This window comes from Deinococcus aerophilus, from assembly GCF_014647075.1.
GTDB classification, from domain to species: Bacteria; Deinococcota; Deinococci; order Deinococcales; family Deinococcaceae; genus Deinococcus; species Deinococcus aerophilus.
The window spans coordinates 97,222-120,792 of record NZ_BMOM01000001.1; the positions used below are offsets into that span (position 1 = coordinate 97,222).

General features: G+C 68.0%; 22 protein-coding genes. 10 read left to right on the forward strand and 12 right to left on the reverse strand.

All coding sequences use genetic code 11. The features are described from left to right. Positions 1-49: 49 nt before the first annotated feature. A complete protein-coding gene (gene tsaB / locus IEY21_RS00495; protein ID WP_188900221.1) occupies positions 50-607 on the reverse strand; it encodes a tRNA (adenosine(37)-N6)-threonylcarbamoyltransferase complex dimerization subunit type 1 TsaB in 558 nt (185 codons plus the stop codon). A gap of 96 nt (positions 608-703) precedes the next feature. Between tsaB and IEY21_RS00500 the strand changes: the two genes are divergently transcribed. Next, positions 704-1,837, forward strand: coding sequence for a citrate/2-methylcitrate synthase (locus IEY21_RS00500; protein WP_188900223.1), 1,134 nt, complete (start codon positions 704-706; stop codon positions 1,835-1,837). A gap of 98 nt (positions 1,838-1,935) precedes the next feature. Here IEY21_RS00500 and dnaG read toward each other — a convergent pair whose 3' ends face one another. Continuing rightward, complete coding sequence (gene dnaG / locus IEY21_RS00505; protein ID WP_188900225.1) at positions 1,936-3,717, reverse strand: DNA primase; 1,782 nt, start codon at positions 3,715-3,717, stop codon at positions 1,936-1,938. Between the two features lie 245 nt (positions 3,718-3,962). Between dnaG and IEY21_RS00510 the strand changes: the two genes are divergently transcribed. The 4 genes from IEY21_RS00510 (at position 3,963) to IEY21_RS00525 (ending at position 8,986) form a co-directional block, all read left to right on the forward strand. Next, on the forward strand, positions 3,963-4,397 hold the full coding sequence (locus tag IEY21_RS00510; RefSeq protein ID WP_188900227.1) for a hypothetical protein: 435 nt from the start codon (positions 3,963-3,965) through the stop codon (positions 4,395-4,397). A gap of 132 nt (positions 4,398-4,529) precedes the next feature. Next, a complete protein-coding gene (locus IEY21_RS00515; RefSeq protein WP_188900229.1) occupies positions 4,530-5,105 on the forward strand; it encodes a type 1 glutamine amidotransferase domain-containing protein in 576 nt (191 codons plus the stop codon). 159 nt (positions 5,106-5,264) lie between these two features. Further along, positions 5,265-8,558, forward strand: coding sequence for a diguanylate cyclase domain-containing protein (locus IEY21_RS00520; RefSeq protein WP_188900231.1), 3,294 nt, complete (start codon positions 5,265-5,267; stop codon positions 8,556-8,558). A gap of 89 nt (positions 8,559-8,647) precedes the next feature. Continuing rightward, complete coding sequence (locus IEY21_RS00525; protein ID WP_188900233.1) at positions 8,648-8,986, forward strand: cupin domain-containing protein; 339 nt, start codon at positions 8,648-8,650, stop codon at positions 8,984-8,986. Positions 8,987-9,198: 212 nt separating this feature from the next. Here IEY21_RS00525 and IEY21_RS00530 read toward each other — a convergent pair whose 3' ends face one another. The 6 genes from IEY21_RS00530 to gcvT all read right to left on the reverse strand — a co-directional run bounded on the left by IEY21_RS00530 (position 9,199) and on the right by gcvT (position 16,616). Next, entirely contained in the window at positions 9,199-10,506 is a 1,308-nt protein-coding gene (locus tag IEY21_RS00530; RefSeq protein WP_188900235.1) for an O-antigen ligase family protein, read from the reverse strand. After that, positions 10,503-11,066, reverse strand: a complete 564-nt coding sequence (locus IEY21_RS00535; protein WP_188900237.1) for a tetratricopeptide repeat protein — start codon at positions 11,064-11,066, stop codon at positions 10,503-10,505. The genes IEY21_RS00530 and IEY21_RS00535 overlap by 4 nt, the downstream gene beginning before the upstream one ends. Before the next feature lie 218 nt (positions 11,067-11,284). Then, entirely contained in the window at positions 11,285-11,752 is a 468-nt protein-coding gene (locus tag IEY21_RS00540) for a hypothetical protein (RefSeq protein ID WP_188900240.1), read from the reverse strand. Between the two features lie 240 nt (positions 11,753-11,992). After that, positions 11,993-14,842 (reverse strand): aminomethyl-transferring glycine dehydrogenase, encoded by a 2,850-nt coding sequence (gene gcvP / locus IEY21_RS00545; RefSeq protein WP_188900242.1) that lies wholly within the window; start codon positions 14,840-14,842, stop codon positions 11,993-11,995. A gap of 235 nt (positions 14,843-15,077) precedes the next feature. Further along, a complete protein-coding gene (gene gcvH, locus IEY21_RS00550; protein ID WP_188900244.1) occupies positions 15,078-15,440 on the reverse strand; it encodes a glycine cleavage system protein GcvH in 363 nt (120 codons plus the stop codon). A 78-nt stretch (positions 15,441-15,518) separates the two neighbouring features. Further along, complete coding sequence (gene gcvT / locus IEY21_RS00555) at positions 15,519-16,616, reverse strand: glycine cleavage system aminomethyltransferase GcvT (RefSeq protein WP_188900247.1); 1,098 nt, start codon at positions 16,614-16,616, stop codon at positions 15,519-15,521. A 71-nt stretch (positions 16,617-16,687) separates the two neighbouring features. On the opposite strand from gcvT, the gene IEY21_RS00560 reads away from it, so the two are divergent. From IEY21_RS00560 to IEY21_RS00570, 3 genes are read left to right on the forward strand one after another with little or no spacing between them, the layout of a single operon-like run. After that, positions 16,688-17,278, forward strand: a complete 591-nt coding sequence (locus tag IEY21_RS00560) for a 2'-5' RNA ligase family protein (protein ID WP_188900249.1) — start codon at positions 16,688-16,690, stop codon at positions 17,276-17,278. Between the two features lie 3 nt (positions 17,279-17,281). Continuing rightward, positions 17,282-17,689 (forward strand): hypothetical protein, encoded by a 408-nt coding sequence (locus tag IEY21_RS00565; RefSeq protein ID WP_188900251.1) that lies wholly within the window; start codon positions 17,282-17,284, stop codon positions 17,687-17,689. A 57-nt stretch (positions 17,690-17,746) separates the two neighbouring features. After that, a complete protein-coding gene (locus tag IEY21_RS00570) occupies positions 17,747-18,382 on the forward strand; it encodes an SDR family NAD(P)-dependent oxidoreductase (protein ID WP_188900253.1) in 636 nt (211 codons plus the stop codon). On the opposite strand, the gene IEY21_RS00575 is transcribed toward IEY21_RS00570, so the two are convergent. The 3 genes from IEY21_RS00575 to hisF all read right to left on the reverse strand — a co-directional run bounded on the left by IEY21_RS00575 (position 18,366) and on the right by hisF (position 20,543). Further along, a complete protein-coding gene (locus tag IEY21_RS00575) occupies positions 18,366-18,929 on the reverse strand; it encodes a 5-formyltetrahydrofolate cyclo-ligase (protein ID WP_188900255.1) in 564 nt (187 codons plus the stop codon). The two genes, IEY21_RS00570 and IEY21_RS00575, sit on opposite strands and share 17 nt — an antisense overlap. Positions 18,930-19,092: 163 nt before the next feature. Next, on the reverse strand, positions 19,093-19,755 hold the full coding sequence (hisIE, locus tag IEY21_RS00580; protein WP_188900257.1) for a bifunctional phosphoribosyl-AMP cyclohydrolase/phosphoribosyl-ATP diphosphatase HisIE: 663 nt from the start codon (positions 19,753-19,755) through the stop codon (positions 19,093-19,095). Further along, on the reverse strand, positions 19,752-20,543 hold the full coding sequence (hisF, locus tag IEY21_RS00585; RefSeq protein ID WP_188900259.1) for an imidazole glycerol phosphate synthase subunit HisF: 792 nt from the start codon (positions 20,541-20,543) through the stop codon (positions 19,752-19,754). Before hisF ends, hisIE begins: the two co-directional genes overlap by 4 nt. 411 nt (positions 20,544-20,954) lie before the next feature. Here hisF and IEY21_RS00590 point away from each other — a divergent pair, with 411 nt between their 5' ends. Next, entirely contained in the window at positions 20,955-21,395 is a 441-nt protein-coding gene (locus IEY21_RS00590) for a response regulator (RefSeq protein ID WP_188900261.1), read from the forward strand. Positions 21,396-21,474: 79 nt separating this feature from the next. Next, positions 21,475-22,302: a DUF72 domain-containing protein gene (locus IEY21_RS00595; protein WP_188900263.1), complete on the forward strand. Its 828-nt coding sequence runs from the start codon at positions 21,475-21,477 to the stop codon at positions 22,300-22,302. 17 nt (positions 22,303-22,319) lie between these two features. Here IEY21_RS00595 and IEY21_RS00600 read toward each other — a convergent pair whose 3' ends face one another. Next, positions 22,320-23,249, reverse strand: a complete 930-nt coding sequence (locus IEY21_RS00600) for a uroporphyrinogen-III synthase (RefSeq protein WP_229752724.1) — start codon at positions 23,247-23,249, stop codon at positions 22,320-22,322. Positions 23,250-23,571: the final 322 nt, after the last annotated feature.

The window sequence follows — 23,571 nt, forward strand, 5'->3', positions numbered from 1 at the left end:
CGTGCCCGCACGCCCGGAGGGAACGGCGTGCGGGCTCCAGGGAGGCCAGCTACAGGTAGGCCAGAGCCCAGTTCTGCGTGCCGTGTCTCAGCCCCGCGCGCAGCAGGGCCAGGCCGTCTGGGGCCGCGTCATGGTGGTGGGGCAGGGGTCCGGTCAGCGCGGCGAAGTCCTCCTGAGTGTACTTCTGGGGGGGGTGCCGCACGTCTTCCACCGCGCCACCCACGACGCCATAAACCGCGCCGTATACATTGCCCTTGCGGGCGTCCAGGGATACGGCCTGGGGGCCGTCGCCGCGCACCAGACCCTCCAGGGTGGACACGCCCCACACCGCTGCGCCCCATACCCGGCCCAGGCCCAGCGCGTAGCTCGCGCCGACGCGCACGCCGGTATAGGAACCGGGGCCGGTGCCGATCACGATGGCCCCGGCGTGAAAGGGCAGGCCCGCTCCGGCGAACAGGTCGCGGGCGGCGGCGGGCAGTTCCTCGGCGTGCGCCCGGCCCACCTCGCGCGAGAAGGTCGCCTCGCCGCCGGGCCAGCTCAGGGCCAGGGTCAGCCACGGGGTGGCGGTGTCCAGGGCCAGGGTCACCAGGGTGGGGGGGGCAGTCATCGCCGGGCATTCTAAGGTGGCGCCGCGCGCTGTCACCCCCGCGGGAACGTGACGCGCTCCTGATCGGCACAGGGCACGGTGGTATCCTCGGGCATCATGACTGAAATCGCCAAGGGCCTGGAAGGCGTTCAATTCACGGAAAGCAAGCTGACCTTCATCAACGGCTCGGAAGGCATTTTGCTGCATCTGGGCATTCCGATTCAGGAGTGGGCCGAGAACAGCACCTTTGAAGAGCTGTCGCTGGCGCTGCTCGACGGCAAGCTGCCGACCGCCACCGAGCTGGCGACCTTCGACGCACACCTCCGAGAAAACCGCGAGATCCCGCATCAGCTCATCGACGTGATCAAGGCCATGCCGCGCGGCATCAACCCCATGCAGGCGCTGCGCACGGCGGTGTCGTACCTAGGCCTGCTCGATCCGCAGTCCGAGGACATCACCCCCGAGGCGCGCCGGGCCATCTCCATCCGCATGATCGCGCAGTTCAGCACCATCATCGCGGCCATCAACCGCGCCCAGGAAGGCCAGGAGCCGGTTGCGCCCCGCATGGACCTGACCCACGCGGGCAACTTCCTGTACATGCTCACCGGCCACGAGCCGACGTCAGAGCAGGCGCGCCTGTTCGACATCGCGCTGGTCCTGCACGTCGACCACGCCATGAATGCCAGCACCTTCACGGCGATCGCCACCTCCAGCACCCTGAGCGACATGTACTCGTGCATCACCTCCGCCATCGGCGCGCTCAAGGGCCCGCTGCACGGCGGCGCCAACGAGGCCGTCATGGACATGCTCGACGAGGTCGGCACGCCGGATAGGGCCGTGGAGTACATCTCCGGCAAGATGGACCGCAAGGAGAAGATCATGGGCGTGGGCCACCGCGTCTACAAGAACTTCGACCCCCGCAGCCGCGTGCTGCGCGACTACGCCGAGCACGTTGCCAACAAGGAAGGCAAGAGCAACTACTACCAGATTCTCGAGACCATCGAGAAAACGGTGGTGGACCGCCTGGGTGACAAGGGCATCTACCCCAACGTGGACTTCTACAGCGGTACGGTCTACAGTGATCTGGGCATCAGGAAGGAGTTCTTCACGCCCATCTTCGCGCTGGCCCGCATCAGCGGCTGGTGCGCCAGCGTGATCGAGTACAGCGAGGACAACCGCCTGCTGCGCCCCAGCAGCGTGTACACCGGCGAGAAGGACGCGCACTACGTCCAGATTCAGGACCGTCAGTAAGTTCGGTCGGCTCCGGTAAAACCCAGCAATAAATAAGGCCCCCTGTCCAACTGGAAGGGGGCTTTTCTGCGCTGGGCACCGGAGGCCAGCCCCGGCCGTCAGGCCATGCTGCGCCGCGCCCGTTTCTCGGCCTCGATGGCACGCTGCAGCTCGCCGATCTGGCGCAGCAGGCCCAGCTGTTCGGTGGGGGCGGCCCCGGCCACCTGTTTTTTCAACAGCTCGATCTCCGCGCGCAGCGAGTCGATGCTCAGGGTGACCTGAATGTCGTCCACGGCGGCGGCGGCGTAGGCCCCGACCTTCTGCTCGTATTGCAGGTTGGTGGCACGCGACAGCCCGCCCGAATCGCGGCCCTCGAACAACAGCCGGATCAGCAACTGTTCCTCGGGCTGGCCCCGGAAGACTTCCAGGATGTGGTCCGAACTCTGCGCTCCCTGGGCGGCGAGCATCACCTTGCGCACCGATTCGTTGCGCCACGGCGTGCTGCCGTCGAGCTTGGAGAGCAGGCTGGGGTCCACGAGCAGCTGCCGCAGCAGCGCGAGTTCCCGGTCCTCCTCGCCGCGTCCGGTGCTCATGCCCGCAAGGTGGGTGTCGGTAAGCTGGCGGCGCTTGGCCTTGGAGGCGATCCATTCCAGCAGCGCCTCGGGCTTGATGCCCAGCGTCTCGCACGCGGCCGTCCGCACGCCCTCGGCAATCTCGTCGAGGGGATCGAGGTTGTGCATGCGCGGCAGCAGCTCCATCAGGATGCGGCGCTTGCCCTCGCTGGTGGCGGTGCCGTACTTCTCGATGGCCGCGTGTACGCGGTAATGCACTTCATCCAGCCCGTTGGCGAGCGCCTCGCGGATGCCGGCCGCGTCACCGGCGAGCAGCGCGTCGGCCGGGTCCTTGCCGCTGGGAACCGAGGTGGCCCGTACCCGGAACTTTGCGCCCAGCACCTGATCCAGCCCCGAGAGCATGGCCTTGAGGCCGGCCTCGTCGCGGTCGAACATCAGCGAGATGCTGCGCGCGCCCAGGCGCTCCAGCAGGGTGGCGTGCTCGGCGGTCAGGGCCGTGCCCAGCGAGGCCACCGCGCCGGTAAAACCGTGCTGGTGCATGGTGATCACGTCCATGTATCCCTCGACCACGATCAGTTCGGTGTCGGGGCTGCCGTCGCCGCGGCCCAGTCCGGTGCGCGCCTTGTCGAGCCCGTACAGCAGTTCTCCCTTGCGGAAGGCGTCGGTTTCCGGGGTGTTCAGGTACTTGGGCTTGCTGTCGTCCAGAACGCGCCCACCAAATCCCACCAGGCGGCCCAGATGGTCGCGGATCGGAAACATCACGCGGCCCCGGAAGCGGTCGTAGACGCGCCCGTTCTCGGCGTTCTCGGTGAGCAGGCCTGCCTCCAGCAGTTGCCGCTCGGACAGGCCCTTGGTGCGGGCGTGCTTGAGCAGGCCGTCCCAGCCCTCGGGGGCGTAGCCCAGCTCAAAGGCGTCGAGGGTGGCGTCGGTCAGGCCCCGGGCCCGCAGGTAGTCCAGCGCGGGCCCTCCGGCCAGATGCTCGCGGAAGTACGCCAGCGCGAAGGCGTTCACGTCGTACAGGTCGCGGTTGCTCTTCTCGCCGTACTTGGCCTCCACCTGAATACCGGCCCGCTCGGCGAGCTTGCGCAGGGCGTCGCCAAAGCTCAGGTTCTCGGTGCGCTGCACGAAGCTGAACACGTCGCCGCCCGCCTTGCAGCCGAAACAGTAGAAGTAGCCCTGATCGGTGTCCACCTGAAACGACGGGCTCTTTTCCTTATGAAAGGGACACAGCCCCTTCAGGCGGCCCTTGCCGGCGGGGGTGAGGCGCACGTACTCGCCGACGACCTCCGCGATGTTCAGCCGCGAACGGACGTCCTCCTTGGTCCCCATGTGCCCCACCTCCTCCTGCCCCGACGTGCCGCAGTAGGCTCCCAGTGTACGCTCCGGAAGCCTGCCGGAACAGTCCTGAAAAATAGCGTGTGGGCCGAAGAAAATCATGAGAGGGTCGGCGGAGTCCGGCTGGGCCGTGGGCGCGGTCCGCACGCCCCCGGAATGCCCGTTCGACCGGCCCCACTGTCCCCACGCCGTCCTCATCCTCCGGGCCCGCCGGCGCGGCAAGCTGGGGGCCGGTCCTCATGGCACCCCTCGGTGATCCTCCCAACTACAGCACCCCGAAGACGCTGGGGCTGGCGCTCACGAGTCTGCTGGGAGCGCTGGCGCACTTCACGCTGGGAGCGCTGGACTACGACGCCGTGGGCCGCTACCTGGGGCTGGCCGTGATGCTGCTCGCGGGCCTGCTGCTGGTGTACGGGGTGCTGACCCTGATCCGCTACGCCGAGGCCGTGACCTCCATGACCGACCCGCACGCCCGTACGCCCATGTACGACACCCCCCACGAGTGGCTGACCTACCGCATGGGGCTGGGCCTGAACGCGCTGGCGGCCGGCTCGGCGCTCGCGTGGGCGCTGAGCGGTGAGCTGCCGCTGTGGCACGCGGCGGCGGGAGTGCTCAACGTCTACGCGGCGTGGCTGGCCTGGAAGAGCCGCCCGGCCACCGCGCCGGACAGCTAAGCGGTCGGGGCTGCGGTCTGGCGCCGGGCCAGGGCCGGGTCTGGGGCCAAGTAAAGTTTCCGGTCAGCTCCGCTAAAGCGGGGTTAAGTCGCGCGTCATATCCGAACTCCTCCAAAGCGGGAACGTAGAGCCATGAGTGAACAGCGATTGCAGGGCAAGAAAATCGCCATCCTCGCCGCCGACGGCTTCGAGCAGGTGGAGCTGCTGCACCCGCGCGAGGCGCTGCATCAGGCGGGGGCCACCACCGAGGTCATCAGCCTGGAGTCCGGCCAGATTCAGGGCCTGAACCACATCGACAAGGGCGAGCAGGTCAAGGTGGACCGGACAGTGCAGGACGTGCGCGCCGCCGAGTACGATGGGCTGCTGCTGCCGGGCGGGGCTGTGAACCCGGACACCCTGCGCCTGAACGATCACGCCGTGAAGCTGGTCCGCGAGTTCTACGACAGCGGCAAACCCATCGCCGCGATCTGTCACGCACCGTGGATGCTCAGCGAAAGCGGCGTGGTGAGGGGGCTGCACATGACAAGCTGGCCCAGCCTGCAGCATGAGCTGAAGCTGGGCGGGGCCGAGTGGGTGGATCAGGAGGTCGTGACCGACCGGGGCGTGGTCACCAGCCGCAAGCCCGACGACATCCCCGCCTTTAACCGCAAGATGATCGAGGAGTTTGCCGAGGGCGACCATGCCCGCCGTCAGTCTCAGCGCCGCTGAGGGCCTTTAAATCCTCGGCCGTCACGTCGTCGTGCACCTTCCTCCGCTACCATGGAGGCCGAATGAGGTGGAGCCCCCAGCGCTGTCCGGATTTCAGGAAGATCCCCTTCCAGGATGACCGTCTGTGCAGGTGCGCCCGCTGGAGTGGCCGGGAGGGGCATGCTGTTTGACCTGCCGCTTCATCCGGAGCACCCGGACCCCCTGACCGGTCTGCCGACGCGCCAGGAGTTGGGTGCCCATCTGCTCGCCTTATGCGGGCAGGGGCAGGGCAGCCTGCTGTTGTGTGATCTGGACTATCTCAAACTGATCAACGACACGCTGGGACATCCGGCGGGTGACGCGGCGCTGCGGGACCTAGCGGCCACCCTGCGCGGTGGGCTACAGCCCGGTTGGCAGGCCTACCGGCTGGGCGGCGACGAGTTTGCCGTGGTGGCCCCGGTGGAGGCCGCCGGGTTGCAGGCCTGGGCCGGTGGGGTGCTGGCTGGGCTGGCGGCGCGGCCCGGGCAGCCTCTGCAGATCAGCGCCGGGGTGGCCGGAGTGTGCGCGCTGAGCACGCCCGCCGGTCTGCTGGCACAGGCAGACCGGCGGCTGTACGCCGCCAAGCGGCGGGGGCGGGGACGTGTGGTGGGGGACGACGGACCTTCGCCCCCGGCCGACCACGGCCAGCGTCTGCTGGAACGTGACGAGGAGCTGGCCCAGCTCACCGCGCGTCTGCGGGCGGCCCTGGCCGAACCTCAGGGCGGGACGGGAGAGACGCTGGAAATCCGGGCGTTGCCCGGCGGCGGCCTGAGTGCCTTTCTGGTCGTGGCCGATCGCACGGCGCGGCTGCTGGGTTACCGGACGCTGCGGCTGCGCGGCGGCGAGGGCCGTCAGCTGCGGCAGTACGGTGCCTGGGCGACGGCCACCCTGAACGGCGTGCCCCTGCGCGGACCGCCCGGCGTCCTACCGGCCTCGGACCGGCCGCTGGCCCTGCTGTTTGACCGTCCCGAGGACTTCGATCCGCACACCCTGGAAGCCCTGGGTGCGCTGCGCTCGGAGGCCCGGCTGTGCATCAATGGCAGCACCCTGGCGGGAAGCAAGGGGGACCGCGAGGGGATGGGGCCGTCCTTTATCTGGCTGCCGCCGCTGAGCGAGGGCGCGGTCGGTGCGGTGGCCGGGATGCTGGGCGGTGTTCCGCTCGCCGGGCCGGTGCAGGCCTGGCTGGCGTGGCGTTCCGGCGGCGCCCCCGCCGAGGTAGAGCGCTGGCTGGGGGCCCTGAAACTGGAGGCCGGGCTGCGCGGCGAGGACCCACAGCGGCTGACGGCAAGCTGGCCGCAGCGGGCCACGCCGGACCACCGCGCCCCCGAGCCCGGCTGGCAGTGGAGCGTGTCGCAGCACCTCAACCGCCCGCCCCACTGGGAGCGGCCCTACCTGTGGGGGCGCAGCGCCGGAATGCGGGCGGCGGCGGACGCCCTGCAGCGCGCGGAGCCGGTCGTACTCACGGGCCCGGCCGGGCGGGGGCGTACCCGGCTGGCCGAACAGCTGCTCATGGAGTGCGGCCCGGGTTATCCCGGAGGGGCCCGGGTCGTTCCCCTGGCCGGCACCAGCAGCGCCGGAGAACTGCTGAGTCGTCTGGCGCAGGCGCTGCTGGGACAGCCGGCCGACCTGGGCGGCCTGGACAGCCTGGGGCGCGTGCTGGCACGGCGGCCCACCCTGCTGCTGCTCGACGATCTGTCGCCCGGGGTGGGCACCGGGACGCTGGAACAGCTGCTGAGCTTTGCGCCGGCCACCCGCCTGATCATCACCGCTCCGCACGCGTTGGGCCTGCGCCGCGAAGTGGTGCTCCCCGTGCCGTTGCTGCACGAGGCCACCGTGCGGGCCAGCCTGCAGCAGGTGGCGTCGCCTGGCGCGCTGACCGAGCGAGCACTGGCCTGGACCGGTGGAGAGCCGGCGCGGCTGCAAGACGTCCTGCGGATGCTGATCATCGACGCCTCGGGCGGGTTGCTGGGAGACCTGCTGGCAGGCCCCAGTCCGCACGGTGGCCTGCCGCTGGGTCTCGCCGAGCGGCAGGCCCTGGCGGCGCTGGGGCTGTTCGGCGACGTGTTCAGTCTGCCGTGGGGCCAGGCGGTGACCGGGGCCTCCCCGCTGATGCTCTCGGCGCTGCGCGAACACGGGTATCTGGTGTCGGTTGGAAACGGCCTGTACCGCCTGGCCGGGGGCCTGGGCATGGGAAAGGTCCTGGCCCCCGGGCCCTCCGCGGCGTGGCTGCGCCAGGCCCGACGCCGCGCCCTGCAGGAGGTGCGCCGCACCCTCGACGACTCCACCGCCCCCGACCGCCGCACGTGGCTGGAGCGCCTGGACGCCGCCTATGTTCCGCTGCGCTCACTGCTGACCGGCCTGCTGCGCCACGGGCTGCCGAACCACGGCCCGGAAGCGGGCCTGATTGACGCGGTGGTCGCTCTGAGCCGTTACCGCATCTCGCGCACCTACTTTCTGGATGCCCGCGCCGATCTGGAGCAGCTGCTGTCCCAGACCAGTCCGGCGCATGGGGCCGCACAAACCGGGGTGCTGCGCGGCGTCCGGCTGGCCGAGGTCCGCCTCGCCCTGGCCCAGACTCTGCAGCACCTCGGGGAGTACGCGCCCGCCACGGCCCTGACCGGCGCGGTGGGGACTGAGCGGCAGCTGCCGGTGGCGTATCGGGCCCGCGCCCTGCTCATCGAGGCCCGCATCCTGCACCGCCGCAGCGAGTACCCGCTGGCCCGCGCCACCTACCACCACGCGCAGGCGCTGCTGGTCCGGACCCGCACGGCGCGGCGCGCGCCGGAGCTGCTCGCGCAGGCCCTGGGTGGGCAGGCCCGCAGCCTGATCTATCTGGATGATCTGCCCGAGGCCCGCCGCCTGATCGCCGGAGCGCTGGAGACGCTGGGGCCAGACCGCGACCCCCTGCTGCGCGCCTTTTTACTGAACACCGCCGGCCTGATCGAGACCGAGGACCGGCAGCTGGAAACGGCCGAGACCCACCTGAACGCCTCGCTGCAGCTGTACGAGGCTCACGGCGACCGCGAGGGTCTGATCCTGAACCGCATGGGGCTGACCTGGGTGCGGCTGCTGCGCGGGGACGGCGAGGGCAGCGCCGCGCTGGGCCGGGTGCTGCTGCGCGAGGCCCAGGACGCTGCACAGATCTGGGAGATCGCCAACATTCTGCTGAATCTGGGCCACGCCGAGCGGGTGCGGGGGCGCAGCGCCGAGGCCCGCCGGCACTACCAGCACGCCGAGGAACTCGTGAGCGAGGAGGATGCGCCCTCGCTGCATGCCGAACGGCTGGGCGGCTTGGCATGGTGCGCCCATGATGAGGGCAACCTCGACGAGGCCCGGCATCTGCTGGCCCAGGCGCTGGCCCACCCGGGGGCAAACGCTGAGGTCCGGCACTTCTTTGCCCCGCTGCAGGCGGCGCTGAACGGGTCCGGTTCCTGACCCGGCCCGCCCGGAGGGGCGGACAAAGCCAAAGCAGCGGTCAACGTCCCGCTCACCCCCCGGCCGTGGGCGGACGCGACAGTGGGACCATGACACAGCAAAGCAGCGGGCAGCAGTACAAGGTCAGCCGCAGTGAAACCCGCCACGGCGAGAACGGTGAGCACCACCTGGTCGGCGGGCAAAAGGGCAGCATGCGCCTGTGGCACAAGGAGCAGCCCAGCGACACTGCAGACAAGCAGCCTCACGCCAACGACTACGAAACGCTGGGGTACGTCATCAGCGGCAAGGTCGAGCTGACGCTGGACGGCCAGACCCTGACCCTGGGCGAGGGCGACAGCTACTGCGTGCCGCAGGGCATGTCCCACACCTACCGGGTGCTGGAAACACTGACTGCCGTGGAAGTGACCACGCCCGCGCAGTCGTCCTGAAGTTTACCCGGCTGAAAACAGAAACGCCCTGCCCGGAACCGGGTGGGGCATTTTAAAGCGCGGAAAGGGCTGCAGGCAGATTCTAACCGCGATCCCATCCCTTATGCCAGAAGGGTGGAAGCACGCAGGGGGCGACCGGTGCCGACTGCACGGCGCCCTGAGGGTTCAGGACGCCGGTGAACGCTGTGGGCGCAGCCCGCTGTGGAGCAACGTCAGGCCGCCTGTGCTGTAGAGGTTCTGGCCGCCTCCCGATCAGTGGCCTTCGAAGCCAGAACCGGGCGGCAAACCGCAGCAAGGCTGGCCAGAGCGAAGATCAGCATCGCGGTACCCGGAATGGCCGTGGCATGCGAGTCATAGAGGCCGACAAACAAGAGGACAGGAAGGGCCGTCCACCACACCAGTTGTGCGGGTGTGGAACGCCGATGCATCAGGGGCAGGCCCAGGGTCAGAAAGGCGAGGACCAGGCCGGGGAGCCCCAGTTCGGCAAGTAGTTGCAGGGCGTCGCTGTGGGCGTAATTGACCGCTTTCCGGTCTATGCCTGTTCCGGCTTCGCGTTCACGGGCCCGGTACCGGGGAGCCTCGCTGGAGAGTTGACCGATCCCTACACCCGTCAGGGGAGCTTGCTGCCACATTTCGCGCCCATATCGCCAGGTGCCCTGGCGCCCCTCCAGGAATCTTGACCAAGTGTTGTTCAAGCCTATCTGTTTCTGGTACGCAGAAAACTGCTTCTGGCCCTCCGGTTGCAGGAACAAGAAGGCTCCTGCCAGAACACTGCCACAGGCCAGCACCGTGAGCACTGTCCCCACCCATTTGCTCTTGGTCCAGATCCATACCAGCAGCGGCAACGCTGTCGCCAGCAGGACGCCTGGAATACTGCTGCTGTCTGTCTTGAGATTCAGAACATGCAGCATCACCAGGAACGCCGCCAGAATGAGCGTGTGGATGTGCGGACGCGTGAACAGGATCAGGGAAACAAGAAGTGCCGCAATCGGAATAAGGAAGCCGCTGAAGTGACTTGGGTTGAAGTAGGGTCCGGTCACCATACCCGGTCCAATGTTGGGGGGATATGTAAAGAACGGCACCACTACTCCCAGCGTTTGCAGGTAGGCGAGAGCAAGAGCCGTTGCCCCTGTTAAAGCCATGACGCCCAGCACCACTGCCTGTTTGCCCCGTGTGGTGGCGAGAAGATGGAGACATATGGCCGTTCCAATAATGGCAGTCCATGCCCCTGCCCACAGAAGGGCCTCCCATCTGTAAGGGGCCCAGCCTGTGCTGGCCCATATCCAGCCAAGAAATGCAAGCGCTGCTGCCAGCCACCACGGGTTGGAGACATGAACCCTACCCCGAACAGCTGCGGCCATCAGGAAAACGGCGCAGGTGAGACCGCCCAGCAGGATCAGACCATCCAGCCCCCAGCCAAAGGTGCTTCCCTGCGCCAGAGGACCCCACATCAGGGTCAGGCACGCCAGGACGAGAGCCAGCCATTCAAGAATCAAAACCACTCGCGGTCGTAAAGTCATGGCTGGCTCCGTAAACGGTTCAAAGCGCTCTCGCATTCGCGCACGGCGTCAATGGCCCAGCACCGCCCGTAGGCTTCGGAAGCCTGTTTGGGCTGGTTGTGTGCCTCAAGATAACGGGCGCGTTCCAGCCAGTACCCGGCATTGTTCGGATCAAGGTTCAAAGCAGGGCCAAGGAGGGCCAGGGCGCGGTCGTACTGTTCCTTGAACGCATACATCCGGGCATGCTCGAAGTGGGGCACAGACCAGTGAGGACTCAGAGCGGCGGCACGGGCAAAAGCGGCGTCTGCTTCCTCTTGCAACATCTGGGTGTCACGAAAGAACCACAGGCTACGGGCGCTCTGGGCGACGGCCAGCTGCACTTTTGCATCGTGGGGGCTGATCCCGGCGGCCATGCGCTGGTATGCGAGGGCTTCATCGAAACGGGCCAGTTGCAGGCTGTCTTTGGACAGTTGCAAAAGCTGTGCAGCGCGGAGATCACGAACAGCTGTCGTCATGGGAACAGCCAGGAAGATGATGAAAACGGCAGCAAGATACCACGGAAATTTAGAAGTTCGGTTCATGGAAGTTTGGTTTGTAAAAACAGAGATCCGAAGGCACGTCCAGCCAGAGGCGCCGGAAATTTCCTTCCCTTCAGGATGGGGGACAGGGCGCGGCCTCCCTGGCAACCTCTGGAACAGGTTCGCTGCAGGTTGTAGCATTGGGGGTTATCTCAGGGACCGAATGACAGAAGGAGGGTGCATGAGATCCATGCACCCTCCTTCTGTAACCGGCAAGAGGTTTAGTTGCCGCCCCCACGTGGGGTGATGGGCTGCGTGGCCAGCGCCGCAGCTGCATTGGCCAGCGTGGCCAGCTCGGTATTCGCAATCAAGGTAATCAGAGATGCCGTGTTTGTTACGGCAATGCTGGGATTCTGACGGATGAGTTCGGCGACGGCTGCATCGGTCAGGGTTTTGCCGGTGGCGGATTCCAGAACGGCGCGTGTCAGCAGCACCACGGGTACCGCGGTATTGCCCGCAGCGAACAGTCGAGAGAAGACGTCGGGGGAAATCCGCAGCTTTTCATTGACGACCTTGTAGGCTGCTGTGTTGACCTTGAGCGCCTTGAGGGCGTCTTCGGTCAGGGCTGGAGTGATGCCTCGTGCGTTGCCCAGTGTAACGATGGCCTGATACCCGGTCACTTTCGACATGGTCTGAGCGAATACGGTTGAGGACAACAGGAACAGCGCGGTAGTCAGAAACTTCTTCATGAAAACTCCTTGAGGATCAGTCACGGGTGCAACGTCCACCCACAATATCGGTCTCGGCTGTCTGTAACCTTACCATGACCTCGTGCATTCCTAGATAAGGACCATCAGCACCTGACGCTGTGATGCAAACGGCGTCTCAGAAGCGAAAAGTCAGCAAAAAGGACGGCATCTATAGGATAGGGTAAACAAAGCAACCGCCCTGTTCCTTTCTAAAGTGCTGGGTCACTGGCAACAACTGACTCAGGCCTCTACCCATTCTTCCATCGGCGGGCAACTGCACACGAAGTTCCGGTCGCCGTACACGTTGTCCACCCGGTTCACGGCGGGCCAGTACTTCCACGCCCGCTGCGCGGCGCTGGGGAAGGCTCCCACCTCGCGGCTGTAGGCGCGGTTCCACTCGGTCTGCAGCAGGTCTTCCTGGGTGTGCGGCGCGTGCTTCAGCGGGCTGTCGTCGGCTTTAATCAGGCCGTCCTGAACTTCCTGAATCTCGCGGCGGATGCCCAGCATGGCGGTGATAAAGCGGTCGAGCTCGGCCTTTGGCTCGGATTCGGTGGGTTCGATCATCAGCGTGCCGGGCACCGGGAAGCTCATGGTGGGGGCGTGGAAGCCGTAGTCCATCAATCTCTTGGCAATGTCCTCCTCGCTGATGCCGCTCTCGGCCTTGAGGGGCCGGATGTCGATGATGCACTCGTGCGCGATGCGGTCGTTGCGCCCGCTGTACAGAATCGGGTACGCGCCGGCCAATTGCTGCGCGATGTAGTTGGCATTCAGCAGCGCCACGCCCGTGCTCTGGCGCAGGCCGCGTGCCCCCAGCAGCCGGATGTACAGGTAGGAAATCGGCAGAATGCTCGCGCTGCCGTACGGCGCGGCGCTCACGGCCCCGGTGGCGCTGTCGCTGGTGGGCGCAACGGCGTGGTTGGGCAGGAACGGAGCGAGATGCGCCTTTACCCCGATCGGCCCCATGCCCGGCCCGCCGCCGCCGTGCGGAATGGCAAAGGTCTTGTGCAGGTTCAGGTGTGAAACGTCGCTGCCGATCAGCCCCGGCTTGGCCACCCCCACCAGCGCGTTCATGTTCGCGCCGTCGAGGTACACCTGCCCGCCGTGCTCGTGGATCAGGTCACAGACCTCGGTCACGTTGGCCTCGTAGACGCCGTGCGTGCTCGGGTAGGTGATCATCAGCGCGCCCAGGTTCTCGCTGTGCTGCTCGGCCTTGGCCTTCAGGTCGGCAAAGTCGATGTTGCCCTCGGTGTCGGTCTTGACCACCACGACCTGCATGCCCATCATGGCGGCGCTTGCGGGGTTGGTGCCGTGGGCGCTCGCCGGAATCAGGCACACGCTGCGGTGGCTCTCGCCCCGGCTCTCGTGGTACTTGCGGATGGTCAGCAGGCCCGCGTACTCGCCCTGCGCCCCGCTGTTGGGTTGCAGGCTCACGGCGTCGTAGCCGGTGATGTCGGCCAGCCAGCCCTCCAGCTCGGCCAGCATCTGTGCGTAGCCCTGGGTCTGATCGGCGGGCGCAAACGGGTGCAGCGCGCCGAACTCGGGCCACGTCACCGGAATCATCTCGGCGGTGGCATTGAGCTTCATGGTGCAGCTGCCCAGCGGAATCATGCCGTGCGTCAGGCTGTAATCCTTGTTCTCCAGGCTCTTGAGGTAACGCAGCATGGCGTGCTCGCTGTGGTGCGTGTTGAACACCGGGTGCGTGAGGTATTCGGAGGTGCGCTTCAGGCCGGTGGGGATGCCGTCCACCGCGCCCGCATCCAGCGTCAGCACGTCCGCCGCAGTTCCGGTGATCGCCTCGATGATGTCCGAGAGGTCGGCCACCGTGACCGTCTCGTCCAGCGTGACGCCGATGCGCCTGCCGTCGTAGCGGAAGTTGATGCCCTTCGCTTCGGCCCGCCCACGGATGGCCGCCGCGTCACCGTCGAAGGTCAGCGTGTCAAAGAAGCTGTCGTTGACGGACAGACCCGCGTCGCCCAGCGCCCTCGCCAGAATCCCGGCCATGCGGTGCGTACGCTCGGCAATGGTGCGGATGCCTTCCTGACCGTGGTACACGGCATACGCCGCCGCCATGTTCGCGAGCAGTGCCTGCGCCGTGCAGATGTTGGAGGTGGCCTTCTCGCGCCGGATGTGCTGCTCGCGGGTCTGCATCGCCATGCGCAGCGCGGGGCGGCCCCGGCTGTCCTTGCTCACGCCGATCACGCGCCCGGGCATGGAGCGCTGGTACTCACTGCGGCACGCCAGGAACGCCGCGTGCGGTCCGCCGAAGCCCATCGGCACGCCGAAGCGCTGGGCGCTGCCCACCACGATGTCCGCGCCCTGCTCGCCGGGCGGCGTGACCAGCGCGCACGCGAGCAGGTCGGTCGCCACGATCAGCGCCGCGCCCGCCGCATGCACCGTCCCGGCGATGGGGGAGAGGTCGCGCAGGTCGCCGTAGGTGCCGGGGTACTGGGCCAGCACGCCGAAGATGCCCTCTGGCAGCTCGCCGGACGGATCGCCCGTGACCACCTTGAAGCCAAAGTACTCCGCACGGGTGGCAATCACGTCCAGCGTCTGCGGGTGAACGTCATCGGCCACAAAGAACACGTTGCCCTTGGCCTTGCTCTGCCGCTTGGCGAGCGTCATGGCCTCGGCCGCCGCCGTCGCCTCGTCCAGCAGGGAGGCGTTGCTCACGGGCATGCCGGTCAGGTCCATCACGGTCTGCTGGAAGTTCAGCAGCATTTCCAGCCGCCCCTGCGAGATCTCGGCCTGATACGGCGTGTAGGCGGTGTACCAGCCCGGATTCTCCAGCATGTTGCGCCCGATCACCCCCGGCGTGTGAGTTCCCGCGTAGCCCATGCCGATGTAGCTGCGGAACACCTTGTTCTTCCGGGCCACGGCCTTCAGGTCGGCCAGCGCCTGGGCCTCGGTGACGCCCGGCCCCGCCGTCAACTCGCCGTGGAACTGAATGGCCTCGGGCAGGGTGGTGGCAATCAGCTCGTCCAGGCTGGACACGCCCAGCGCAGACAGCATCTCGGCCTGCTCGGTGGCGGTGGGGCCAATGTGGCGGCGGGTGAAGTCATCGGTGTTCAGCAGTTCAGACAGGGGACGCATGGAAGGCTCCTTGAGAATCGGTGGGAAGATCGGGGGAGGGCACAGACGGGGGACGCGAGAAGGCTCTGGAACAGGACGTCAGGATTGTGGACCATCTTTGTTGGGCCATCGGCCTTTCCGCATGGGAACACCGGCTGCGGGCCCTCAGCTTTTTGGCCCCTCTTCCGGCAGTGCGGAAGAAAGGGACCGGGGAGGAGGGAAGGGCCGGAGGTTCTGCACGCCCGGCCAGCGGCGCTTAGCCCTCGGCAGACTCCGCGTAGGCTGCGGCGTCCATCAGGTCGCCTTCCTCGGTCACGTCCATCCGGAACAGCCAGCCGCCCTCGTAGGGACCGGAGTTCACGAGTTCGGGGTTGCCTCCCAGCTCGTCGTTGACGGCGGTGATGGTGCCGCTGGCCGGAGCATAGATGTCGCTGGCCGTCTTGACCGACTCCACCACCGCCACGGTCTCGCCGGCCTTGACCTCGCGGCCCACCTCGGGCAGCTCGACATACACCACGTCGCCCAGCTGGTCCTGCGCGAAATCGGAGATGCCGACGGTGCCGTCTGCGGCGAGCCACTCGTGTGAGGCGGCGTATTTCAGTTCGGTGGGGGTATTCATGCTTGATTCTCCTGTGAAAGGGGGACGGGGACTGTAGGCCGAGGAACGTGGGACGTGCAGCCGTGGTGTGCGCCGGTGTTATGCGCCCCGGTAGAAGGGGAGCTCCACCCGCACCGCCGCGTGCCGTTTGCCGCGCACCTCGACTTCAAAGGTATCGGCCCCGGCGTGGGCGGCGTCAACGAGCGCCATCGCAATTGGATGGCCCAGCGTGGGGCTGCTGCTGCCGCTGGTGACGTGACCGACCTGCACGTCGCCGGCGTACACCGGGTAGCCCTCGCGCATCGGCACGCGCTCCAGCTTCAGTCCGATCAGCTTCTGCGGCGGCGCGGCAGAGATGTGGGCGCGGCCCAGGTGTTCCTTGTCCTTGACCACCCAGCTGTAGGTGCTGCTCAGCGGGTGGATGGTGTCGCTGAACTCATGGCCGTACAGCGGAAAGCCGGCTTCCAGCCGCAGGGTGTCGCGGGCACCCAGGCCGGCGGGCGTGATGCCGATGGCGAGCAGCTTGTCCCACAGCGTCTCGGCCTCGCTGGCCTCGACAAAGACCTCGAAGCCGTCCTCGCCGGTATAGCCGGTGCGGGCCAGCATCACGTCGAAGCCAAAGAGCCGGGCGGCAAAGTAGGCGTTCTTCTTCTTCGCGGCGAGGTCCGTATCGCTGAACGGCTGCAGCAGTTCGGCCGCCCTCGGCCCCTGCACCGCCAGCAGCGCCCAGCGGTCGGATTCATTGGTCAGCGTCACGTCGTGACCGGCCGCGTGCTTCTGAAGGTGCGTCCAGTCCTTGTCGATGTTGCTGGCGTTGACCACCATCAGGTACTCGTCTGTGGCGACCATGTAGATGTAGATGTCATCCACCAGCCCGCCCGCCTCGCCCGGCAGCCAGTTGTAATGGGCGCGGCCGGGGCGCAGCTTGCCCACATCGTTGGTGGTCACGCTCTGCAGGAAGGACAGGGCCTCTGGACCGGTGATGCGGAACTCACCCATGTGCGAGACATCGAACACGCCTGCACGGGAGCGCACGGCGTCGTGTTCGGCCTTCACGCCTGCATACTGCACCGGCATGTCCCAGCCGCCGAAGGGCACCATGCGGGCCCCCGCGCGCAGGTGGGCGGCGTGCAGCGGCGTGCGCTTGAGCGGAGGCTCGGACGACGGTGCCGCCGCGGGAGAAGGAGTCTGGGTCACACGAAAACTGTAGCGGAGCAGGGGGGGGCGTGTCCGGGGGGACCGGACGCGCCGGCGGTTACACTCCGGGGGTGGGTCCCTCGTCTCTGCTGGCGCTGCTGCCCCCGCCGGACCTCACGGCGCGCATTCAGGAGTTCCGGGCCGCGCACGCCCTGAGGGACGCTGCCGCCGTACCACATATCACCGTCAAGCCGCGCAGCGGTCTGGACCCGGATCGGGACTGGCAGGCCCCCCTGCGGGCAGTGGTCGCGGTGCGTCCCCCCGTGCGCGTCTCGGTGGGCGGCGCGCGGCTGTTCGGCAACGGCAGCGCCGTGTATCTGGAGGTGCGCAGCGCGGAAGCGGTCCGGCTGCACCTGGCCCTGCTGAACGCACTGAGACCCGCCCGCGTCTTTGGGTACGAGGGGCCAGGGCTGCAACTGCACCTTTCGCTGGCCCTGGCGCAGCGTGGGGTGGAACTGCCGCCGTTGCTGGCGGCGGCGCGGCGGGAGTTTGCCGATCTGGCCGCGCAGCCCCGGTCCTTCGTGGTCACGGCGGTCACGGTGATGCGCAAATCTGGGCCGGGCGGCGTGTATCTGCCGGTCGAGGACTGGCCGCTGGGCGCCGGATCACTGGAGGCCGGGTCATTGGGGGGACAGCCGCCGGGGCACAGCACGCCAGAATGAGCCATGCCCGAAACCGCCGTGCGGGAAACACAGGTGCTCACCCTTCATGTCCGGCGCCGGCGGCTGCTGCCCTGGGTGGATGTGGGACCGTTTCTGCTGTTCTTCGGGGTGTCCGGCGAGGACCGTGGCCGGGCCGCCCGCCTGGAGCGGCGCTTTGAACAGGAACATTTCTCGCAGCGGGTGACCCTGCGGTTGCAACCGGCGCTGCCCGCGGGCCGCTACACGCTGCGGGGGCTGCCCGCCGAGGCCAACAAGCGCGGCTGGACCGTGGGGCCGGGCGGCCACAGCGCCCACGGCGACCTCAGTGCCGACGGCCTGCGCGAGTTACAGGGCTGGATGAATCAGAGGCAGCTGGAGGGTGCGGGCCGTGGGGTGCAGGCCGAATCCCTGCTCTCCCCATCACTCGCCTGAGCGCCTTCCGTACCCCTCCGTACCGACGCCGGCGGGCCGCTGTCGTCTACTGTCCGCATGAACACCCTGATTCTGGGAGCGACCGGTGGCATCGGCGCGGCTACAGCGCGCGCCCTGGCTGCCAGCGGAGACGGAACGCTGACCCTGAGTGGACGCGACGAGGGCAAACTGCAGGCCCTGGTCGGGGAACTCGGGGCGGCCTTCAAGGTGGCGGACCTGGGCTATGAAAGCCACGTCCGGGCCCTGTTTGACGGTCTGGGCAGCCTCGATACGCTGGTGTACGCCGCGGGCATGGCATTGCCCGAGCCCCTGAAGGATGCCGACCCGAGGCATGTCCGGGCCGTCTGGAATGCCAATTACTTCGGGGCGTTGTGGGTGCTCAAGTACGGACTGGGCCGCATGGCGCCGGGGGGCCGACTCTATGTGCTGGGGGCGCGGCCCGAACTCGTCACGGCGCGCGGGTTCTCGCAGTACGCCGCGAGCAAGGCCGCGCTGGCCCGCGCCGCCGAAGTCGCCCGGTTGGAGGCGCGGGGCGTAGGCATCACCCTGGTGTTGCCGCCCGCCGTGGACACGGCTCTGTGGACGCAGGTGGGCCGGGTCCCCCGGGGCGCCATTTCAGCCGAGGAAGTGGCGCGCGCCATCGCGCAGGACCGGGCCGGACCGGGCGAGCCGGAACTCAGGGTGCAGGGCTGAGCGTCCGCGAAACCCCTGTTTCGGTGGCCAGCCACTCCACCGGGCAGTCATGCGCCTCGGCGGGCAGCCGGGGCACGACCAGCGCCGCCTGGATCACGCCCACGCTCAGCCCGCCGTAACCGGGCAGCAGGCGGTCATAGAATCCACCGCCGTAGCCCAGCCGCCGGCCCTGGGGGTCGAAGGCCAGCCCCGGCAGCAGCACGGCGTCCACGCCGCTCAGCGGGACCTCCCGCGCGTCGGCGGGCGGTTGCAGGGCCCCAAACCGGCTGAGTTCTGTAGCGCTGGCCCAGGGGTGCAGCGTCAGGCGCGGGCTGGGCCGGAAGCGGGCGCGGGGAGCAAGCAGTTCGAAGTCCTGGGCCAGCGCCGAGACATCGATCTCGCCGGACAGGGCGCGGTAGGCAAGCACCCGCCGCACCCCCCGGCTCCGCAGAAAGACGCGCAGGTGGGCGCTCACCTGCTCTGAGAGGTCGGGCAGGGCGTCCCGTTGCCCGCGGGCCCAGTCCCGCCACTTGCTCTTGGGCATCTGGAGGGGGGGCCGGGCACACATGCTCCCATTGTGCCCGGTGGGTTGTGCAGGTGGGCCGGGGCCGCAAGGCCGGAGCGCATGTCTCCCCAGGTGGACATGCGCTCCTGAACAGCCGTATGCGGTGGAGGCGGGTTTGGATCACTGTACCCCAGGCCCCCGGACCTTCATGAAGGCGGTGACCTGCTCAGCCCGCTTCTTTAGGACCCTTCAGTCCGCTTTTGCCCTCGCGGGCCTGCAGGACGGCCGCCACCTCGCCGGGCGAGACCCCCACCTCGGCCATGGCGAACAGGGTGTGGAACAGCAGGTCGGCGACCTCGGTCGCGAGTTCGGCACGGTCGCCATTCTTGGCGGCGAGCAGGACCTCGCCGCTTTCCTCGCTGATCTTCTTCAGCACCCGGTCCAGGCCGCCCGCGTGCAGGCGGGCCACGTAGCTGTTCTCGGGCAGCGTGGCGAGGCGCTCGCTGATGGTGGCGTACACCCGCTCCAGCGTGCCGTCGAGCCCGGCAGGGCCAGTGTCTTGCGCGGTCAGCAGCGGGGTGTGAAAACAGGAATACTCGCCGGTATGGCACGCCGGACCGGACTGCTCCACCCGGTACAGCACGCTGTCGCCGTCGCAGTCCAGCTGCACCTCCACCACCCGCTGGGTGTTCCCGCTGGTCGCGCCCTTGACCCACTGCTCTCCGCGCGACCGGCTGTAGTAGGTGGCTTCCCGGGTGGCGAGCGTGCGCTTCAGCGCCGCGCGGTCGGCATACGCCTGCATCAGCACTGCGCCGGTGCGGGCGTCCTGTGTGACCACCGGGATCAGGCCGTCGGGGCCGAACTTCAGGGCATCGGGGTCGGGGGTCATGCGTCCTCCCACTCGGGGCGTACCGCGACGCCGCGCCCGTGCAGATAGGCCTTGACCTGCGGCACGGTCAGCTCGCCGAAGTGAAAGACGCTGGCGGCCAGCGCGGCGTCGGCCTGCCCACCGTGCGCGTCGCCGCGCAGCACGTCATGAAAATCCGAGAGCTGGCCCGCTCCGCCCGAGGCGATCACAGGCAGGTCCACGGCCTGGGCGACCGCGCGGGTGGCTTCCAGGTCAAAGCCGGCCCGCGTGCCGTCGGCGTCCATGATGTTCAGGCAGATCTCGCCGGCTCCCAGACCCTGGCCGCGCACCGCCCACTCCAGCAGGTCCAGCCCGGTGTCCACCCGCCCGCCGGCGCGGTACACGTTCCAGCCGCTGCCGTCCGCGCGGCGCTTGGCGTCGATGGACAGCATCACGCACTGTGCGCCGTGGTGGTCGCTCGCCTCGCGGATGAGTTCCGGGCGGGTCAGGGCGCCGCTGTTCACGCTGATCTTGTCGGCCCCGGCGAGCAGCAACTGCCGGAAGTCCGACAGCGCATTGACTCCGCCGCCCACCGTCAGCGGCATCATGACCTGCTCAGCCACCCGCGCGGCCACGTCCAGCATCAGGCCGCGGCCCTCGTGGGTGGCGGTGATGTCGTAGAAGACCAGTTCATCGGCCTGCTGCGCCTCGTAGGCCTGGGCGAGCACCAGCGGATCGCCCGCGTCGCGGTGGTCCTCGAAGAACCGGACGTTCTTGACCACCCGGCCGTTTTGCACGTCCAGGCACGGAATGATGCGTTTGGTCAGCATGCCGCGCGGTCCGTGCGTGGGTTGTCCAGCGGGCCGGCGGTTGGTTCGGGGGCGCGCCGCCCGGCGCCCAGCAACACAGCGTTCATGCTGCCGAGTCTACGCGAGCAGCCGCGCTTTTGCCCGCTGCCGACGCTTTTCTCACCGATGTGGGCTGGGCGTGCAGCCAGCATGAATCCTCTGTTTCTGGTTTCTGTGCCTGACATGCTGTCAGAACACCCACCATCCTGGTGCTGCCCTTCGGGTCTACACAGAGTTCACTTTTTCTTTAGGGCTTTTTCACGCGCCGTGGTAAGCTGTGCGTATCTCGGTGTCCCCGGCGCGTCCTGCCTCACGTGTCTCTGCGGCCCAGCAGATTTGCTGTGCCGATCGGTCTGAAGCTTTTTCGTGGTCCCCCATCTTCTGGAGAGAGCCGTGAGCATTCACCGCATCCTGCTCGTCGACGACAATCCGAATGACCTGGAGCTGGCCCTGAGCGCCATTGCCGGCGAGCGGGTCGGGTCCTCGCGTCCTGAAGTGATGATCGCGGGCGGCGGGCAGGCGGCCATCGGGCTGCTGCAGGCGGCGCTGCGGGGCGGGCAACCGCTGCCGGACGTGATTCTGCTCGACCTCAAGATGCCGCAGATGGACGGGCTGGCGGTGCTGGATGCCATCCGCGCCGAGGAGGCCCTGCGCAACATTCCGGTGGTGGTGCTGACCACCAGCGGCGAGGACCGCGACATCCGCGACGCCTACGCGCACGGCGCGAGCGCCTACGTGATCAAGCCGCTGGATTTCATGCAGTTCAGCGAGGCGATGCGGACCATTCAGGCGTTCTGGACCCACCTGAACCGCCATCCCGGCCTGAACAACTGACCTGCCCCCGGGTACAGACAGGCTTGACGGGCTCTTTATCCCGGCTTCGGCCGCGCCGCCCACGACGTACCCTGGCGGCATGCGTGTGTATCTGGGCTGCGGCGGCTATAGCAACGACGACTGGACGGCCCCGGGGCTGATCTACGAGGGCGTGAAGAAGGACGGCTACCTGGACACCTACGCCCGGCACTTTGACGCCGTGGAGTTGAACAGTTCCTTCTACGCCATTCCCGGCCTCAAGGCCTTCGAGGGAATGGCGCGCAAATCCGCCGGGCGCACCCGTTTTGCCGTCAAGCTCAACCGGGCCTTTACCCATGACCGCGCCCCCACCGACGCCGACTACGACCGCATGCTCCAGAGTCCGGAGCCGCTGCGCGACGCGGGCCTGATGGGTCCGTATCTGGCGCAGTTTCCGTTCTCGTTTCACCGCACTGCCGAGAACCGCCGCTACCTGCTGGGGCTGGCCGAACGTTTCGCCGGACACGAGCTGGCCGTGGAACTGCGCCACGCCAGCTGGGACCGGCCCGAGGTGCGCGAGGGCATGGGCGATTTCGGCCTGATCTGGGTCAGCCCGGATTATCCGCCGGTGGGCGGCATGCCCGAACCTCAGGTTCACGTGACCGGTGACGTGGGCTACCTGCGGCTGCACGGCCGCAACGAGGGCAGCTGGTGGGAGGGCAAGAGCGCCGCCGAGCGGCACGACTACCTGTATAACCGCGCCGAGATGGACGAATGGGCCGAGAAGATCGCGCTGGTCAACGATGACCTGAGCGAGCTGTACATATTTTTTCAGAACACGACCCGCGGCCACGCCCTGAAGAACATTCCCATGCTGCGCGAGGCCCTCAACGCACGCGGCGTGCCGGTGCAGACGCCCGATCCCGGCGACGACGGGCGCCTGCTGTAGGGCGCGCCCCTGATCGCCTACCCGGTTTTCAACAGCCGCCGCTGCCGGAGCAGCCCGGGGGCCTCCTCGGCGGCCAGCTGAACCAGGCGGTCCATCTTGTGAGGATCGGCCTCCAGGTCAATGCGCAGGCCCAGATCGCGGGCGGCCTCGCTGCACGCCGGCCCGATGCTGACGGTGACCAGCCGGTTCAGGGCGTCGCGGGCGTGCGCCAGCAGGCCCAGGCGTTCGGCGTACTTCAGGAAATGCAGCGCCTGGGTGCCGCTGGAGAGCAGCAGCACCTCGGGACCGCCGAGCACGCAGTGGCGCACCGCCGCGTCCAGGGGGCCGGCGTCGTGCGGGAAGGCGCAGCGGTACACCGGAACCCCGCTCAGCCGCAGGCCCGCAAAGCTCAGCTCGCGGACCAGCGGGGCGGGCATGGCCTCGCCGTATTCCAGCACGGCGGCGTGTTGCCCGCGCTGCAGGCTGCCGAGCAGGTGGGCCTGCACGTCGTGCCAGCCGAGCGGCTGGGCCAGGTGGGTTCCGCTCAGGCCCAGTTCCTGCGCGGCCTGCTGTGCCTGGGAACCGCAGGTCACGAGCGGCATCCCCCGCAGCGTGTCCAGATGCCGGGGGTCGCGGGCGGCCAGCGCACGCAGGAACACGCGGGTGCCCACGCCGGTCATGCACACGAGGGTGTGCAGGTCCCCGGTCGCCAGCGAGCGTTCGAAGTCGTCGAGGGAACGGGTCAGATCGAGTTTCTGTTCGCGCATGCTGGGGGCCAGGACGGGGACGCCGCCCCAGCGCCCGATCAGCGCCGCCATCTCCCCGGCGCGGCGGGATTCCAGACTCAGGACGTGCAGGCCGCCCAGAACACCTGTGGCAGGACGGGCAACGGCGGACAGGGTGAGTGGGCTGGGGCGACGGCCTGCCCGGGCGGTAAAGCCTGAGGCCTGGACTGCGGGTTCGGTCATGGAGGTCTCCAGAAAAAGGATGCGCCCTGCGGAAACAGCGGAGGCAGGCACAGGGCCGCAGGGCTGGCTCCATTTAGGCTCAAAATCTGCAGTATGTCAATAAAAAGTGTGACGTTGTGCAAATTAAGGCGAGATAATCTGATTTTAACTCACCCTTCTCTGCGCAATGTCAGGAAATCCTGTCCTCCAAGGTTTTGCAGGCGTGCGGCGTCCGTCCCCGGACTCCGGTGCCTCCGGGCCTGCCGGGCCGGGCGCGGACAGCGCAGAGCCGGGACCGCCCCCAGCGGTCGTGTGGCGCGGCACCTCCGGGGAAGAGCGGCGC

Excerpts from the sequence above, each read along its gene's own strand:
- IEY21_RS00595 (WP_188900263.1), top strand. The coding sequence starts at position 21,475 with ATGCGTGTGTATCTGGGCTGCGGCGGCTATAGCAACGACGACTGGACG.
- gcvP (WP_188900242.1), bottom strand. The coding sequence starts at position 14,842 with ATGCGTCCCCTGTCTGAACTGCTGAACACCGATGACTTCACCCGCCGC.
- hisIE (WP_188900257.1), bottom strand. The coding sequence starts at position 19,755 with ATGACCCCCGACCCCGATGCCCTGAAGTTCGGCCCCGACGGCCTGATC.
- IEY21_RS00515 (WP_188900229.1), top strand. The coding sequence starts at position 4,530 with ATGAGTGAACAGCGATTGCAGGGCAAGAAAATCGCCATCCTCGCCGCC.
- IEY21_RS00565 (WP_188900251.1), top strand. The coding sequence starts at position 17,282 with ATGCCCGAAACCGCCGTGCGGGAAACACAGGTGCTCACCCTTCATGTC.
- IEY21_RS00600 (WP_229752724.1), bottom strand. The coding sequence starts at position 23,249 with ATGACCGAACCCGCAGTCCAGGCCTCAGGCTTTACCGCCCGGGCAGGC.
- IEY21_RS00575 (WP_188900255.1), bottom strand. The coding sequence starts at position 18,929 with ATGTGTGCCCGGCCCCCCCTCCAGATGCCCAAGAGCAAGTGGCGGGAC.
- IEY21_RS00535 (WP_188900237.1), bottom strand. The coding sequence starts at position 11,066 with ATGAACCGAACTTCTAAATTTCCGTGGTATCTTGCTGCCGTTTTCATC.
- IEY21_RS00525 (WP_188900233.1), top strand. The coding sequence starts at position 8,648 with ATGACACAGCAAAGCAGCGGGCAGCAGTACAAGGTCAGCCGCAGTGAA.
- hisF (WP_188900259.1), bottom strand. The coding sequence starts at position 20,543 with ATGCTGACCAAACGCATCATTCCGTGCCTGGACGTGCAAAACGGCCGG.
- tsaB (WP_188900221.1), bottom strand. The coding sequence starts at position 607 with ATGACTGCCCCCCCCACCCTGGTGACCCTGGCCCTGGACACCGCCACC.
- IEY21_RS00500 (WP_188900223.1), top strand. The coding sequence starts at position 704 with ATGACTGAAATCGCCAAGGGCCTGGAAGGCGTTCAATTCACGGAAAGC.
- dnaG (WP_188900225.1), bottom strand. The coding sequence starts at position 3,717 with ATGGGGACCAAGGAGGACGTCCGTTCGCGGCTGAACATCGCGGAGGTC.
- gcvH (WP_188900244.1), bottom strand. The coding sequence starts at position 15,440 with ATGAATACCCCCACCGAACTGAAATACGCCGCCTCACACGAGTGGCTC.
- IEY21_RS00520 (WP_188900231.1), top strand. The coding sequence starts at position 5,265 with ATGCTGTTTGACCTGCCGCTTCATCCGGAGCACCCGGACCCCCTGACC.
- IEY21_RS00540 (WP_188900240.1), bottom strand. The coding sequence starts at position 11,752 with ATGAAGAAGTTTCTGACTACCGCGCTGTTCCTGTTGTCCTCAACCGTA.
- IEY21_RS00570 (WP_188900253.1), top strand. The coding sequence starts at position 17,747 with ATGAACACCCTGATTCTGGGAGCGACCGGTGGCATCGGCGCGGCTACA.
- IEY21_RS00510 (WP_188900227.1), top strand. The coding sequence starts at position 3,963 with ATGGCACCCCTCGGTGATCCTCCCAACTACAGCACCCCGAAGACGCTG.
- IEY21_RS00530 (WP_188900235.1), bottom strand. The coding sequence starts at position 10,506 with ATGACTTTACGACCGCGAGTGGTTTTGATTCTTGAATGGCTGGCTCTC.